General features: G+C 62.8%; 11 protein-coding genes. 4 read left to right on the forward strand and 7 right to left on the reverse strand.

The annotated features are described in order from the left end of the window. Window positions 1–59: 59 nt before the first annotated feature. The 6 genes from C0V82_RS18205 to C0V82_RS18230 form a co-directional block, all read right to left on the reverse strand. On the reverse strand, window positions 60–1,622 hold the full coding sequence (locus C0V82_RS18205) for a phytoene desaturase (protein ID WP_199772588.1): 1,563 nt from the start codon (window positions 1,620–1,622) through the stop codon (window positions 60–62). Continuing rightward, window positions 1,619–2,524 carry an alpha/beta fold hydrolase BchO gene (gene bchO / locus C0V82_RS18210; protein WP_102113856.1) on the reverse strand — a complete coding sequence of 302 codons (906 nt, stop codon included), beginning with the start codon at window positions 2,522–2,524 and terminating at the stop codon, window positions 1,619–1,621. The genes C0V82_RS18205 and bchO overlap by 4 nt, the downstream gene beginning before the upstream one ends. Beyond that, window positions 2,521–4,356, reverse strand: a complete 1,836-nt coding sequence (locus C0V82_RS18215) for a VWA domain-containing protein (RefSeq protein ID WP_102113857.1) — start codon at window positions 4,354–4,356, stop codon at window positions 2,521–2,523. The genes bchO and C0V82_RS18215 overlap by 4 nt, the downstream gene beginning before the upstream one ends. Then, window positions 4,334–5,368, reverse strand: a complete 1,035-nt coding sequence (bchI, locus tag C0V82_RS18220) for a magnesium chelatase ATPase subunit I (protein ID WP_102113858.1) — start codon at window positions 5,366–5,368, stop codon at window positions 4,334–4,336. The genes C0V82_RS18215 and bchI overlap by 23 nt, the downstream gene beginning before the upstream one ends. A gap of 117 nt (window positions 5,369–5,485) precedes the next feature. Then, entirely contained in the window at window positions 5,486–6,124 is a 639-nt protein-coding gene (locus C0V82_RS18225; RefSeq protein ID WP_102113859.1) for an isochorismatase family protein, read from the reverse strand. A gap of 2 nt (window positions 6,125–6,126) precedes the next feature. Then, entirely contained in the window at window positions 6,127–7,374 is a 1,248-nt protein-coding gene (locus C0V82_RS18230; protein WP_199772589.1) for a CaiB/BaiF CoA transferase family protein, read from the reverse strand. A 241-nt stretch (window positions 7,375–7,615) separates the two neighbouring features. Here C0V82_RS18230 and C0V82_RS18235 point away from each other — a divergent pair, with 241 nt between their 5' ends. The 3 genes from C0V82_RS18235 to C0V82_RS18245 are packed head-to-tail and all read left to right on the forward strand — an operon-like array spanning window position 7,616 to window position 12,551. Beyond that, entirely contained in the window at window positions 7,616–8,527 is a 912-nt protein-coding gene (locus tag C0V82_RS18235) for a hydroxymethylglutaryl-CoA lyase (protein WP_102113860.1), read from the forward strand. A 60-nt stretch (window positions 8,528–8,587) separates the two neighbouring features. Further along, window positions 8,588–10,645 carry a hydantoinase/oxoprolinase family protein gene (locus C0V82_RS18240; RefSeq protein WP_102113861.1) on the forward strand — a complete coding sequence of 686 codons (2,058 nt, stop codon included), beginning with the start codon at window positions 8,588–8,590 and terminating at the stop codon, window positions 10,643–10,645. 28 nt (window positions 10,646–10,673) lie between these two features. Continuing rightward, window positions 10,674–12,551 (forward strand): hydantoinase B/oxoprolinase family protein, encoded by a 1,878-nt coding sequence (locus C0V82_RS18245; RefSeq protein ID WP_102113862.1) that lies wholly within the window; start codon window positions 10,674–10,676, stop codon window positions 12,549–12,551. A 39-nt stretch (window positions 12,552–12,590) separates the two neighbouring features. Here the strand turns inward: C0V82_RS18245 and C0V82_RS18250 are convergent, their stop codons facing one another. Next, window positions 12,591–13,265: a GntR family transcriptional regulator gene (locus tag C0V82_RS18250; RefSeq protein WP_102113863.1), complete on the reverse strand. Its 675-nt coding sequence runs from the start codon at window positions 13,263–13,265 to the stop codon at window positions 12,591–12,593. 309 nt (window positions 13,266–13,574) lie between these two features. On the opposite strand from C0V82_RS18250, the gene C0V82_RS18255 reads away from it, so the two are divergent. Beyond that, a complete protein-coding gene (locus tag C0V82_RS18255) occupies window positions 13,575–15,884 on the forward strand; it encodes a TonB-dependent receptor (RefSeq protein WP_102113864.1) in 2,310 nt (769 codons plus the stop codon). Window positions 15,885–15,918 lie beyond the last annotated feature (34 nt).

Here is a 15,918-nt window from a genome sequence, read left to right on the forward strand (position 1 = left end):
GTCAGGGCCGTCGGATGAAATCCTGATATCGTTGCAATCATTGGCGGGTAACCTGTCTTTCACGGTCGGTTACTCCCGCTGCCGTAACTGGTGACCGCGGCGGCATCTGGAACCAGCCCATCCACGATCCGTGCGGACGACAAAACACCGGGCAGCCCAGCGCCCGGATGCGTCCCGGCACCGCACAGGAAAAGATTGTCCAACTCCTCGCTGCGGTTATGTGGCCGGAACCAGGCGCTTTGCAGCAGTTTCGGTTCCAGCGCGAATGCCGCCCCCTGCCAAGACAGAAGCCGATCGCGGAAATCCAGCGGCGTGGCCATCTTGGACACGACGACATGGCGCTCCAGATCAGGCAGAAGCGTGCGCGACAGATGGGCCGCGATACGTTGTCGATAGGTTTCCGCCATGTCCTGCCAGTCTGTGGTGCCGCCCAGGTTTGGAACCGGGCTCAACACATAGAAGGCGTCGCAGCCGTCAGGCGCTACACTGGGGTCCACGGCGCTGGGGCGGTGCAGGTAGAGGCTGAAATCATCGGCCAGATGCTGCCGCTTGAAGATGTCGGTCAACAGGCCCTTGTACCGGGGGCCGAACAGCATGGTGTGGTGATCGACATCGTCATAGCGACGATTGGTGCCGAAATACCAGACGAACAGCCCCATCGAATAATCGCCGCGCGCGATTTTGGCATCGGTCCAACGGCGGCGGGGATGTTGGCTCAACAGCTTGCCATAGGTTGTGGCCGGGTCACCGTTGGAGATGACGATGTCCGCTGGCACGATCTCTCCCGATTTCAGGCGCACGCCCGTGGCCCGGCGACCCTGGGTCAGGATGGTTTCAACCGTCTCTCCCAACCGGATGACGCCGCCATTGCGGCGGACCAGATTGGCGATGCCATGGACCAGAGCATTTGTGCCCCCTACGGCATAATGCACCCCATATCGCCCCTCCAGATGCGCGATCAGGCAATAGAAAGAGGTGGCGGAAAAGGGATTGCCGCCAATCAGCAGCGGATGAAAGGAGAAGATGTTGCGAAGCCGCTCGTTCCTGAAATGCTTGGAAACAACCGAATAAACGGAACGATACCCACCCAGGCGGACCAGCCTTGCCAGGGTTTTGGCGGTGAAGGTCAGGCTGTGGAAAGGCTGATCGGCCAGTTGTTCAAAAGCCACCTCATAGATGCGGCGGCTTTCATCCATGAAGCTGCGATAACCCGCAACGTCGCGGGGATCGAAACGTGCAACCTCTGCCTCCATGGCTGCAGGGTCGCCGGAATAGTTGAACCAAGCACCGTCATCAAAGCGGATTTTATAGAATGGGTTGCAGGGCCGGATCTGCACATCATCGGATAGGCGCCCACCACAGTCGCGCCACAAATCCTCAAACATCCACGGTGCGGTGATGATGGTCGGGCCGGCATCAAAGACGAAACCATCCTGCCGGTGGGCGTAGGCCCGGCCGCCCGGTGCATCCAGCGGATCGATGATGGTGACGCCATAGCCTCGTGCTGCTAGCAGGGCGCCCGCCGACAGGCCGCCGACACCCGCACCGATGACCACGGCCTGTGGCCGTGACGGGTCGGGTGCCTGGGCGTCGGGCCTGACATGGGGGGTGATCATGTTCATGCGGCATCCACCCTGTTGGTGGGGCAGTTATGTATGGCGTCGGAAATCAGTCCCGCGACCATGTCGGCCCTGACTTCATGCAGAAGGTGACCGCCACGATCCACCGGCCTTAACCGGGCATCCCGCGCAATATCCCCCGCATGGCGCGTGTCTGACCAGGGAACCATGGGGTCGTCCTTTGCGGCGATCAGCGTGGGCGGGACGGGAAGGGCCGCCAGCAAGGCATCGAACCGTGTCAGATCCCATGCGGCCATCATGCCCAGTGCACCGCGCACATGACCGGAGGAGGTGAGAAGGCGGCGATAGAGCAATGCCCCGGCATTGTCGATCTGCGATCCGGTGGCCGTCAGCAGGTTGTCGCCGAACCAGCCGCCCCGTGCCACCGCTGCGAACAGGCTGGCCGACAGGGGGGCCGCGAACAAAGCCTTCGCCAGGGGGGAGAAGACCCGGTCCCCCCGGATGGGCCGAAAGGCGCCATTGATGGTCACCACCTTGGGGGGCGGCTTGACCGCGTCGCCCGTGCCCAATGATACCGCGATGGCGGCACCCGCCGAATGACCGATGATGACAGCTGGCACAATGCCAAGGGCGGTCATCAGCGCCTGCAGCGCCATCCGCATGCCGTTCAGCGACAGGTCGGGCCAACGCTGTGGCCGGGTGAAGCCATGACAGGGCAGGTCGGGCGCCATGACACGGTGTGTAGCGGCCAGGACCGGCAGCAGATGACGCCAGGAATGGCTGGCGGCGCCCGTCCCGTGCAGCAGCAGCATGACCGGCGCGTCGACTGGCCCCATTTCCTGCACATGCCAACGCAGGCCGCCGGCATCGACAAAGCAGCTGGCGGCCCGATGGGGCCAGTCCAGTCCGTCCCTGTTCCAGTCCAGCCAGCTGCTGTCCATCATACCGGTGGCCCCCGATGCATAGAGGCACGGACAATCTCCGACATGTGGGCGGCGTTGGCCTGACGCAGAAGGTGCAGGTCAGCGCCCAGCAGACCCGCGAGATTGGTGACGCTGTCACGCGGCCGTCGCGCAATATCGATGCAGATGGATTTCAAGCCTTGTGCGCGATAAAGCCGGGCAATGGTTTCCGTCTGACGTCCGGCCAGCGCGCGGTCGGCGGTGCCATCCAGGGCGATATTGCCGCTACCATCGGTCATGACCACCACGACCGGCGTGCTGCCTCGGCGGCGCGCGGCCAGTGCCATTTCCAACCCGCGCTCCAGCCCGGAGGCGAGCGGCGTCGGTCCCCCGCCCGGCAGGGCCGCCAGCTTGCGTTTGGCGGCCACAAGTGACCGGGTCGGCTGCATCAGGATTTCGGCGGCCTTGCCCCTGAAGGCGATCAACGACACCTCATCGCGGCGGACATAACAACTGGCCAGCAATTGTTCGATGGCCCCCTTGGTTTCGCCCAGCCGTTCCAGCGCCGTGGAGCCCGAGGCATCCACGACGAAAATGGCTGTCGATGCCTGTTGATGCTGCCGCCGGCGATAGCGGAAATCCTCCTTCCGGATCAGCAGGGCGGGGGGAGTGGCCCCGGTCTGTGCCACCATCAGGCGGGTGCGTAGCCTTTGCCAGGGGGCGGCGGCGCGAAGCGTTTCCACCAGATCGGGCCGGGCATCGGGGAAGGGCGGTGTATTGCTGCTGCCGAAGGGGCGACCGCGCCGGACATTGCGGGCCGTTGCCCCGCCCTTGCCGGTACGACTGCCCTGCCGAGCCGCCCGTTCGCCGACCGTCAAGGTCAGGCCGTCCACCGCCCCCTGTTCCACAGCGGCCAGCAGTTCCGTCAGGCTATCCAGCTCTTGCGGCATTCCATCGCCGTCGCTTTCGCTGGCGTCTCCGGGCGGGGGTTGGCTCTGTGCGTCCTGCGCGGCGGCGGATTCCGGTGGCGGTGGAGCTTGGTCAGCTGGCGGCTGGCTTTGCGCCAGACTCACGCCCAGGCAAAGACGCAGGGCCGCCACGGCATCCTGTGCCTCCGCAACCGACCTCCCGCCAAGGGCCGCATGGATGCGTGTCACCTTGGATACGTGATGGAGGACACGGACAGACATGTGACCAGTCGCACTGGTGATGGCGCAAAGCTGCTCCAGCATGCCATCGTCCAGGCGGACCAAGCGCCAGTCCGTTGCAGAAGCCAGCGCCGTGTCCGGCACCACCGCAGTAATGGTTTGCAGCATCACGCCATCCAGCTGGATATGCAGACCCAGCCGGTCGGACAGGCAGGACGGTATCATTTCCTCCGGTGCCGATGCCTCGTCCAGAGCCACGATGGTGACGCGGCTGGTGTGCCGCGCTTCGTTGGCGTTTGGCCGCAACCGGGGGCAGGTACCGGTGTCCATGGCCTCCGCGATCATGGCCGCCGCCCCAGGATCCAGCCGTTCGGCCATAGGAATGAACAGGATGCCGCCATCCGCCGCGGCCAGGATGCCGCTGTCCCAGACAATGCGCCCTGCCGCCGTGGAGCGGGCAATATCCAGGTGCCCGCATAGCGCCGTAGCGGTGGTACCCGGCGGCAGCCTTGTCGCCCGCCAGGGCCGTGTCAGGGTGCAGAGATGGTCAAGGAAATGATCACGGATGCCCGAGGCCCGCGCCGTCAGCCAAAGTCCCCCGATCTGCGGACCCGCCACTGCCAGAATCCGCGCCGCCATCATTGCGTCGCGCCAGCGATCCTCACTTTGCCGCTGCAACGCGTCGAAGGGGCCGTCGCCATCCTCATGCATGGCCGTGCCCGACATCAAGCGCCGCCAGGGCGCGTTCGATCCGGGGGGCGGTTCCCGCCTCGTCCATCGGATCGCGGCGCAGACGGTGGCAAAGCACCATCGGTGCCACCTCCTCGATATCCGTCCAGTTCACCTCCAAGCGCGCATCCAGCGCCGCCGATGCGCGCCCCGCCCGCATCAGGGTTAGTTCACCGCGCATCCCATCGATGCCCAGTCGCATGCATAGCTGTGACAGGCGGAACAGGATGGCATCGGGTACCGCGACCTGTTTCATGATCTTGCGCGCGGCCACGACCCGGCTGCGGATGGCGATGTCCCGCTTGGCCCAGCTTGCCACGAATGCTTCCGGATCAGTTTCATAGTCATCGCGGCGGCGGATCACCTCAATCCGCTGCTTCAGGTCCATGATAGTGCGTACTTCCACCGATAGGCCGAACCGGTCCAACAGTTGGGGCCGCAGGTCGCCTTCTTCCGGGTTGCCGCTGCCGACCAGAACGAAGCGGGCGGCGTGCCGGATGCTCAAGCCTTCTCGTTCCACCACGTTGACACCGGATGCCGCCGCATCCAGCAGCAGGTCAACAAGGTGATCTTCCAGCAGGTTGACCTCGTCAATGTACAGAAAGCCGCGGTTGGCGGCGGCCAGCAGGCCCGGCTCAAACGCCCGTTCTCCCGCCACCAGTGCCTTTTCAATATCCAGCGATCCGCAGACCCGATCCTCCGTCGCGCCCAGCGGCAGGTCGACCATGGGCGTGCGGATTTTCACCAATGCCGGCTTTTCCGCCCCCGCAGCCTGACAGCGGGCGCAGGCCGGCTGCGGGTCATTCGGCTGACAGTTATAACGGCAGTTGGTGCGCGTCTCGATCTTCGGAAGAAGTTCGGCAAGGGCGCGCACAGCGGTCGATTTGCCTGTGCCCCTGTCACCCATGACAAGCACCCCGCCCAGCAACGGTTCAACCGCAGCCAGCAGCAGCGCCTTCTTCATATCCTCCTGACCGACGATGGCGGAGAATGGAAACGGCTTAGGCATGGGACACGTTTCCCCCGAAGAGTGTCAATCAACATTGACACTTTCCCGTGCCTTTATGAAGGGGAAATTGACATCCAAGCCAATAAATCGCCATCGAGAGAAGGGATACGGGACTGCCTAAGCCTCAAGGGCGCCCAAGTGGGTCACTGCTTCTTCCAGCCCGATAACATCGGCATATTTGGCGTGGAGGTCGAACAGGTTGGCCTCATGCACACGTGCGTCGCGATCGCCAACGGCCTCTCGCACCACCAGGGGCACAAACCCATGCTGACAGGCATCCAGTGCTGAGGCGCGGACACAGCCCGAGGTGGACAAGCCCGCGATCAACAATGTGTCAATCCCACTGGACGCCAGGGTGGAGGCCAGGGAGGTGCCGAAAAAGGCGCTGGCATATTGCTTGGTGATCACGGGTTCCCCCGCGATGGGTTCCAATCCTTCCGCGAAGGATGCCCAGTGCGGATGTAGGCCGCGTTCAAAGCAGGATAGGGCCTTGACCTTGCGAAAGAAAACGCCGCCATCCACACCGCCTGGCGTGTAGGCGACGTTGGTGTGAAGGACCGGGGTGCGCGCTGCGCGGGCCGCCAGCAACAACGTTGCCGCCTGACCCCGCACCTTCTCCACTCCGGCATAGAGCGGACAGGCGGGGTCCAGATAGGCATTCACGAAATCGATGATCAGCAGGGCGGGGCGCTTGCCCCAGCCCAGCCGGTTCCCGAACCCCGCCTGTGCATAATCGGCATCCAGATCCTGGGCCATGGTCAGATGATCCCCGCCGCTTTCAGGTCGGCCAGGCGGTCCTCGCCCAGCCCCAGAATACCGCCCAGCACCTCCACCGTGTGCTCACCCAGTTCCGGTCCGGGATGAACCACCCCGCCCGGCGTATCGGACAGGCGCGGGGCCACATTCTGCATGGCCAGCTTGCCAAAGATCGGGTGCGCCACCTTGATGATATTCTGCCGCGCCTTGAAATGCGGGTCTTCCATCATCTCCGGTGCACGATAGATGCGGCCGGCGGGTACCCCATGCTTCTCCATCAGGTCCAGTAGCAGGCCGGATTCAACCGTGCGCGTCCAATCAGAAATCAGGTCGTCCAGTTCCTGCTGCACGGCACCGCGCGCCGAATGGGTGGCATAGCGCGGGTCGGTAGCCAGTTCCGGACGGCCCATGGCTTCGGCCAGACGCTTGAACACGGTGTCCTGGTTTGCGGCGATCAGGATCATCTGGCCGTCGCTTGCCGGGTAGACATTGCTGGGCGCTACATTGGGCAGGATGGGGCCCGTACGTTCACGTACGTAACCAGTTTGGTCATATTCCGTGACCAGACTTTCCATCATGGCCAGTACAGCCTCGTAAATGGCGCTATCCACCACCTGGCCCCGACCCGTGCGTTCGCGCGCATGGACCGCCATCAGGGCGCCAAGGGCAGCGTAGGTGGCTGCCAGGCTGTCACCGATTGAAATGCCCATGCGCGAGGGGGCCGTAGACGGATCGCCCACGACATAGCGCAGACCGCCCATGGCCTCCCCGATGGAGCCATAGCCGGCCTGGGACGAATAGGGACCGGACTGACCGAAGCCTGTGACTCGGACCATCACCAGCTTGGGATTGATCTGCGACAGGACGTCATAACCCAGGCCCCAGCGTTCCATGGTGCCGGGACGGAAATTCTCGATCAGGATATCGGACTTGGCCACCAGATCACGTACGATCTGCTGCGCCTGCTTTTCACGCAGGTTCAGCGTTACCGACTTCTTGTTGCGGGCAACCACGGGCCACCACAACGACTTGCCATGCGGCTTTTCCCGACCCCACTCACGCATCGGGTCACCGCTGCCGGGCTGTTCCAGCTTGATCACCTCCGCACCAAAATCGGCCAGCAGCTGACCACAGAAGGGGCCGGCCAGAAGCTGCCCCATCTCGATCACGCGCAGGTCCGTCAGGGGGCCCTGGCGCTTGGCCACCTGACCCATGCCGTCATTGGCGTCGATGCTCTGGTCCGTCACCATTGTCTCCCGATCAATGTATACATTCGGTTTTGTCGGTCAGTGTGTCCGCCGGTAAAGGGCGGGTGACTGGAATTGTGCTAAAAGATGCACATATTAAGGCCGGATGGCAAGGGGTGGTGGGGCTTAAATCTGCTGTTTAAATCCTCTTGTCAGGGTCCTGTGTCGCATGGTTGTATACATTCGAGTGTGATTGGGGCGCGTCGGGCGGCATGCCCGCATGCCTGTAGCAAGGAAGCAGCGGATGCCTTCCCAGGTGGAAATCGTCGAGGTCAGCCCTCGCGACGGATTGCAGAACGAAGCCACTCCCGTCAGCACCGAGCAAAAGGTGGAACTGATCAACCGCGCCATTGCGGCGGGTGCAAGGCGGATCGAGGTGACCAGCTTCGTGAACCCCAAGCGGGTGCCGCAGATGGCGGATGCTGAGGCGGTGCTGGCGGCTTTGCCGCGTAACAATGGCGTCTCTTATATAGGGCTGGCCATGAATGGGCGCGGATTCGACCGGGCGCTGGCCGCCGGGGTGACGGAGGTCAACTACGTCCTGGTTGCGTCTGATACCTTTAGTCAGCGCAACAATGGCGCCCCGACGATAGAGACGCTGGCGGGCTGGGCAGAGGTGGCTGCGGCGGCCCAGACCGCGAAGATGCCGACCAGCATCACTATCGGCGCCTCCTTCGGCTGCCCCTTTGAAGGGGAGGTACCTGTTGGGCGTGTAGTAGAGGTGGCGAAACGCGCCGCCGACCATGGTGTGGATGAAATCGCGCTGGCCGACACGATCGGCGTCGCCAGCCCCGCTGATGTTGTGGAACGGTTTGCCGCCGTGTCAGCGGCGCTACCCGGTATCCGGTTACGCGCCCATTTCCACAATACCCGCAACACTGGCATCGCCAATGCCTATGCCGCCGTGATGGCCGGTGTGGGCGTGCTGGACAGTTCGCTGGGTGGCATTGGCGGCTGCCCCTTCGCGCCGGCAGCCACGGGTAACATCCCGACCGAGGATCTGGTCTACATGCTGAACCGCATGAAGATCGGGACAGGCGTGGACCTTGCCGCCGCCATTGGGGCCGCTAGTTGGTTGGAAGGGATTATCGGACGCCGGAATCCGGCCATGCTGGGCCGGGCGGGCATCTTTCCGCCGCCGACGAACATTCAATAGCGGCGGGAAAAATCCACGCCGCATCAAAAGCAGAAAACATTCGGGAACAGGAGTTTTAGAATGGCTTACAGGCTCGGCGTGGACGTGGGGGGAACCTTCACGGACCTGCTGCTGATTGAGGATGAGACGGGTGAAACCTTCCGCGACAAGGTGCCTTCCACCCCACATGATCCATCGGTCGCTGTCGTCACTGGCACCCTGAAAATCTGTGCCAAGGCGGGAATTGACCCGAAGGATGTGCAGCTGTTCATGCACGGCACGACTGTTGCCACCAACACGGTGCTTACCAGTACGGGCGCGCGCGTCGGTTTGGTGACCACTGACGGCTACCGCCAGGTCCTGCACATCGCACGTAGCTTCGTACCCGGCGGGTTGGCCGGCTGGATCGTCTGGAACAAGCCGCCGCTGACGGCCCCGCTGGAATGTACGGTGGAAGTGCCGGAACGCATTGGCGCCGACGGGTCCATCGTCACGCCGCTGGACGAAGCTGCCCTGCGTGTGGCGCTGGAACGCCTGAAGGGGGAGGGGATCGAGGCCCTGACCATCGCCTTCATCAATGCCTATCGCTACGACGCGCATGAGGTGCGGGCCGGCCAGATCGCGCGGGAGATTTTCCCCGACCTGCCCGTGTCACTGTCGTCCGAGGTCCTGCCGGAGATGCAGGAATATGAACGTGCCCTGACCACCGTCGCCAATTCCTATGTCCGCCCGCGTGTGGCCAATTATGTGCGCAACCTGAAGGCCGAGTTGAACAAGGCCGGCATGAACGGGCAGATGAACCTGCTGCGCTCCGACGCCGGGTTGATGAGCTTTGAAAAGGCGCAGGACCATCCCGTCAACCTGTTGATGAGCGGTCCTGCCGGCGGTGTGGCAGGCGCCCTCTGGGTCTGCGGCAAGTCGGGCTTCAAGAACCTGCTGACTGTGGATGTCGGTGGGACCTCCACCGATGTTGCCCTGATCGAAAATGGTCAGCCGCGTCTGGCGCGGGAGACCGAATGCGGCGACCTGAAGGTGCGCGCCACTTCTCTGGATATCCGTACTGTCGGTGCCGGCGGCGGCTCCATCGCCTTTGTCCCTGAATTGACCAAGGCGCTGCGTGTCGGACCGGCCTCGGCTGGTGCCGTGCCCGGCCCTGTCTGCTACTCGCGTGGCGGGGACAAGCCCACCGTGACCGATGCCAATGTCGTGCTGGGTTACCTGCCGGAGGAGTTGCTGGGCGGCACCATGCGGCTGGACCGACCGGCGGCGGCAGCATCGGTGCAGGGGATTGCCGATACGCTGGGCATTGATCTGGCGGCAGCTGCCAACGGCATCTATTCCATCGCCAATGAGACGATGATGGGGGCGCTGCGCCTGATCTCTGTCCAGCAGGGCTACGATCCGCGCGATTTCGCGCTGGTTGCCTTTGGCGGGGCGGGGCCGCTGCATGCCAATGCGCTGGGCAAGCTGCTGGGCAGTTGGCCAGTCATCGTGCCGCCCAGCCCGGGTGTGCTCTGTGCCTTCGGTGACGCCACCACGCGGCTGCGCGCCGAACGGGCCAAGTCGGTGGGCAAGGTTTTTGCCGATGTCAGCAATGGGGATGTTGCCGGCCTGTTGGCCGACCTGCGTGCTGCCGTGGCCCGCGAACTGCTGGCCGAGGGGGTGGCGGAGGCCGATCAGGAGGTAAGCTTCGAGGCCGGCGTGCGTTATTCCGGTCAGGCGTTTGAGGTGTCACTGCCCGTTTCCCTGGACGGGTTTGCCGAGGGCGGGCTGGAAGCGCTGGCCGTCGCGTTTGACAAGGAGCATGAACGGCTTTTCACCTTCTGCCTGGACAGTGACCGTGAACTGGTGACCGTGCGCGCCACAGCCCTGGGCAAGGCGTCGGCCATCCGGTTGGAAAAGCTGCACAAGGGCAATGGCGATCCGTCGGCGGCCAAGGTGCGCGACCATGCCATCTGGGCTGATGGCAAGGAACATCCGGCAATCATCTATGACCGGGCCAAGCTGAAGGCAGGGGATTTCATCACGGGCCCTGCTATCATCTGTGAGATGGACAGTACGACCGTGCTGCTGCCCGACCATGGGGCGGAGGTTGACGATTACGGGCTGATTCTGATCCGCCCGCTCGCCGCCGCCTGACGATACTTCTGGAAAGAGGGACAGACCCATGGTTGCCAAGATCATCGAAACCAACCCGACCCCGTTTCAGAAGATCGCCATCGACCCGATCACGCTGGACATCATCGAAAACGCCCTGCGCAACGCGCGGGCCGAAATGGACGCCACCCTGTTCCGCACCGCCATGTCGCCGGGCATCCGCGAACAGGGCGACGCCTTCCCCCTGATTGCTAATAATGAAGGCAAGATGGTGGTGGGGCAGTTCGGCTCCTTTCTGGGCGGCTTCCTGAAGAACTACAAGGGCACGATCGAGGAAGGGGACGTCATCTGGCTGTCCGACCCCTATTCGGTCGAAGGGGCCATCAGCCATCTGAATGACTGGCTGGTTATCCTGCCCGTGTTCAAGGATGGCAAGCTGGTCGCCTGGACCTGCCATTTCGGGCATCAGACCGATGTCGGTGGCAAGGTGCCGGGTAGCTTGCCCACAGACGCCACCTCCATCTTCCAGGAAGGCATCCGCATCCCGCCGGTAAAGCTGTACCGCAAGGGCGTGCTGAACGAGGATCTGTTGGAACTGGTGCTGAACAATACCCGCACACGGGACTGGTGCCGGTCGGACCTGAACGCCATCATCGCGTCCTGCCGCATCGCCGCGCGGCGCATAACGGAGCTATGCAGCCGTTTCGGAACCGAGACGTTTGTTTCTGCGACAGGAGAGTTGCTGGAACGAAACAAACGCGCCATGGCCAAGCTGATCGCGACCTCGATCAGTGAGGAGAAGGTCAGCTTTGAGGATTATATCTGCGACGATGGCCGCGGCTATGGACCTTACAAGCTGAAAGCCACCATGTGGCGCGAGGGGGAGAAGGTCATTCTGGACTGGGAAGGCACTTCGCCCCAGTCGGAAAGCTCCATCAACTTCTACCTGAATGAAAACATGCTGAAGATGTTCTTCGGCATCTACATGATCATGGTCTTTGATCCGCAGATCCTGTTCAACGATGGTTTCTATGATTTGGTGGAAACGCGCATTCCGGAAGGATCGCTGCTGAAGCCGAAATATCCGGCAGCACTCTCCTGCCGTACCCATGGTATCGGCCGCGTGTTCGACGTGCTGGGGGCCTTGTTGGGCCAGCGCACGCCGGAATTCCTGAACGCTGCCGGCTTCTCGTCCTCCCCGCATTTGATGCTGTCGGGCAGCTATCGCGGGTCGGGCAAGTATTATCAACTGTTCCAGATCGGGTTCGGCGGCATTCCGGGCCGGCCGTTCGGTGACGGGCCGGACGGTCATTCGTTGTGGCCCAATTTCACCAATGTGCCCAACGAGTTCCTGGAAGCCTATTTCCCGCTGCGGATTGAGCGGTATGAGACCATTCCCGACAGCGGCGGGCCGGGCCTGCATCGCGGCGGCAACGGCGTGCGCATCGCCTATCGTTTTCTGGAGCCCGGCGCCATCGCCATTCATGACGACCGCTGGTTCACCTATCCCTGGGGCGTGAATGGCGGCGAACCGGGCTGGCGCTCTCGCCGTGTCCTGATCCGCGCTGATGGCTCGGAAAAGGTCCTGGCCGCCAAGATCGACGATATCCAGGTGCGCCCCGGCGACCTGCTGATATTCGACACCTGGGGCGGTGGGGGCTGGGGCGACCCGCTGGCCCGCGATCCGGCCTTGGTGGCAGCAGACGTCAAGCGTGGGCTGGTCACGGTGGAAGGGGCCAAGCGCTATGGCGTGGTTCTGACTGCTGGCAGGGCGGTGGATGCGGTGGCGACGGAGGCCCTGCGCGACAGTCTGCGCAAGGCCCGCGGCGAGACCGAGCTGTTCAATTTCGGCGGCGGGATCGAGGAACTGCGTGAACGCTGCGTCGCTGAAACGGGCCTACCTGCCCCGGTTGATCCCGCACACCAGGAGAGTGTCCGGGCGGCGTGATGAGGTTGATCGGCGGGGTCGGTTCCCCGGTCCCGCCGTTTACTCCGCCGCCTCCCGCACCGACATCGCCTTCTCCGCCCGGCTTGCCTCAATCGCATGCCAGGCTGCGGCGATATGGCTGCGCATGACGGAGCCGGCCCAGGCGCCGTCGCGCACCTCGAACGCTGATACGATCTCCATATGGTGGCGTAGGCTGCGGCGCAGGGCCTCGGCGTTGTAGCGGTGGAAGGTGCGCAGGACCAACGGCACCTCCACCACCTGCGACATCATTAGGGACAGGCGTTGTGTACCGGCGGCCTGGATGATCAGGCGGTGGAATTCGCCATTGGCCTCCGCGATGCGGGCCAGCGCGTCGGGCGTTCCCTTGGCTTCCAGCGCCAGCATCTCCTCCGCCAGTTGACGCAGGCGTGCCACCTGTTCTGGGGCGGCCCGTTCGGCGGCGCGTTCGACCGCGTAACCTTCCAGCATGGCGCGAAGGTCGAAGATCTCCTTGATCTCGTCCATCGACCAGTCGGCGACGAAGGCGCCGTGGTTGCGCATGAACTTGACCGCCCCTTCGGCATTCAGCCGACGCAGCGCCTCGCGGATTGGCGTGCGGCTGACCCCGATCAGGTCGGCCAGTTCGCCTTCCTTCAGGTGCGCGCCGGGGGGGAATCGGCCGGCATGGATGGCGTCGCGGATTTCGGCATAGGCCTTTTCGACGGCATTACTCATTGCTGTATGTCCTGGTGGGTTCCGTCCCGGCGGTGTGACGCTTGTTCTTAGCGCAAGGAACCCTGTTCGCACCACCCATCCGTTCTGCCGGGCCGGTACGTTGAGTGACAGTTCCCTTCGCTGCGCAGCCTTTGGGGGCCAGCGCGGCTTTCGCGTCACATTCCATCCATAAAGTATACAATGTCATGCATCGGTGCTTGCCGAAAGCGGAATCTCATATAAGTTTTTGCTGAGGCGAGCGGTACGGCGGATAGTCGGGCCAACCCCGGAAAATCAATAAAATCCATAGAACAGCGGAGACAAGAGATCATGCGCAACGGCATTTCCTTAGGCCACCTGCTGACTGGCACGGCCATCTGTGCATCCATGATTGTATCCAATATGCCGGCCCAGGCGCAGAACGCTCCGTCGGCGGGCACCAGCAGCCCGATCATGCTGGAGGAGATCGTTGTTACCGCCCGCCAGCGGAACGAGACGGCGCGCGAAACCCCGGTCGCCGTGGCAGCCTTCACATCCGAGACCATTGAGAAGGCCGGCATCTCCGGTCCGGCTGACTTCCTGGCTCTGACGCCCAATGTCAGCTTTCTGCAGACCACGAATGTCGGTGAAAGTCAGGTGCATATCCGCGGCGTGATCCAGCCGCGCGATGCCGAACCGCCCTTTGCCTATGTTCTGGACGGCGTGCTGGTGCCCAATCCCAACGCCTTCAACCAGGAAATGGTGGATATTGAGCAGATCGAGGTGATCAAGGGGCCGCTGGGGTCGATCTATGGCCGTAACGCTATTGGTGGCGCCATCCTGGTCAACACCAAGAAGCCCGGCGACACGCCCGAGGGTCAGGTGCAGGCAGGTTACGAGTTCCGCGGCAATGAATATAAAGTCGGCGGCTATGTCGGCGGTCCGCTGGTAGAGAACAAGCTTTTCGCCCGCATCACGGCTGTACACAAGGATCGCAAGGGCTATTACGACAATATTACCTTGAAGGAGAAGGAAGATCCCTTCACCGAAAGCCTGGTGCGTGGCCGTCTGGTCTATAAGGCAACCGAGGATATTGAGGTCGACCTGTCCGCTGGCTATGGCAAGATTGATGGCTACGCCTTCAACTTCAACAACCAGACGGCGGGCACGCCCGGCTTCGTCAACGGCGTAAACATCAAGGACACGTCCATCCCCTATGCGGGCAATGTTCGCAGCTTTAACAATCAGGAACGCGTAGACCTGTCGGGCAAGATCGACTGGAACGGCGATGCCGGCACCCTGACCTTCACCGCCGCCTATCATGACCTGAAAGAGAATATGGGTGGCGAAGGCGCCGTCGATCTGGCGCTGTTCGGCGTGCCGTTCCCCGGTGGTCCGGCCCCGTCGGCCTTCTTCACCAATCCCGCCCTGATCGAAGGCTACGGCCCCACCCTGCGCGATGGGACGCAGTATCAGGAGCGTAATCAGGACGATACATCCTTCGAACTGCGCTTCACCTCGCCGGGTGAGAACCGCCTGCGCTATATCGCCGGTGCCTACTACATCAAGTTCAACCGCGAGGTCGTGCTAAACCGCGGCAATGATCTGGGGCAGGGTGTGATTGTATCCGATCCGCTGGGCGGTCCCGCCAACCCCATCGTGGCAGTTACCTGGACCGACAATGCCAACGAGGCCTGGGCCCTGTTCGGTCAGTTGGCCTATGACATCACGCCCGAACTCGAAATTTCAACAGCCATGCGGTACGACAAGGAAGACCGTAAGTCCAAGAACCTGACTCCGGCCGCCTACTCCCCCATTCCCAATGTCACTGGTCTGGTTCGGTCGGATAATTTCAGCGCCGCACAGCCGCGCGTCTCCCTGCGCTGGAAGGCCACGGAGGATGTCTCGCTTTACGCCACCTATGGCGAGGGTTTCCGTTCGGGCGGTTTCAATCCGCTGGGCAGCCGCTTCAACATCATCAATGTCGATGGTGTCCGCAACACCACGGTACAGGATCAGTTCGGCAAGGAAAGCTCCACCTCCTATGAAGCCGGCGTGAAAAGCCGTCTGCTGGATGGACGTCTGACCCTGAATGTCGCGGCGTTCAGCACGAAGGTCGAAAACGCACAGTTCTTCCAGTTCTTCCCCTTCTCCCTGTCGCGCGTGATCTCCATTGTGGACCGCAACCAGATTAAGGGCTTCGAACTGGACGGGCAGGCGCGCATTGCCGAGGGTCTGGACCTGTTCTTCGGCTATGGCTATCTGGACAGTGAGATCAAGAAGAATGCCGAACTGCCGCAGACGGTTGGCAACCGCTTCCCCTTCACGGCCAAGTATGACGTGATCCTGGGTACGCAGTACACGGTGCCGGTCTTCGCCGACTATGATCTGTCGACGCGTGTGGAGTATAACCGCACCGGCCCGATGTTCTTTGACACGTTGAACACGCCGGGCACGGAACGACCGGCCCTGGACCTCGTCAATGTCCGCCTGGGTGTGGAGAACGAGACCTGGGGCGCCACGCTCTATGCCCGCAACCTGTTCGACAAGCGCTACAATGTCGATGGTGTCGTGCTGGTCGTCCCCAACACCACCGTCTTCAACTTCACCACCAAGGCTCCGCCGCGTACGGTTGGTGTGGAACTGAAGGCCCGGTTCTGACAACGGTTCTGTTTCCGGGTCGGTTCGCCGACCC

This window comes from Niveispirillum cyanobacteriorum (assembly GCF_002868735.1).
GTDB lineage: Bacteria > Pseudomonadota > Alphaproteobacteria > Azospirillales > Azospirillaceae > Niveispirillum > Niveispirillum cyanobacteriorum.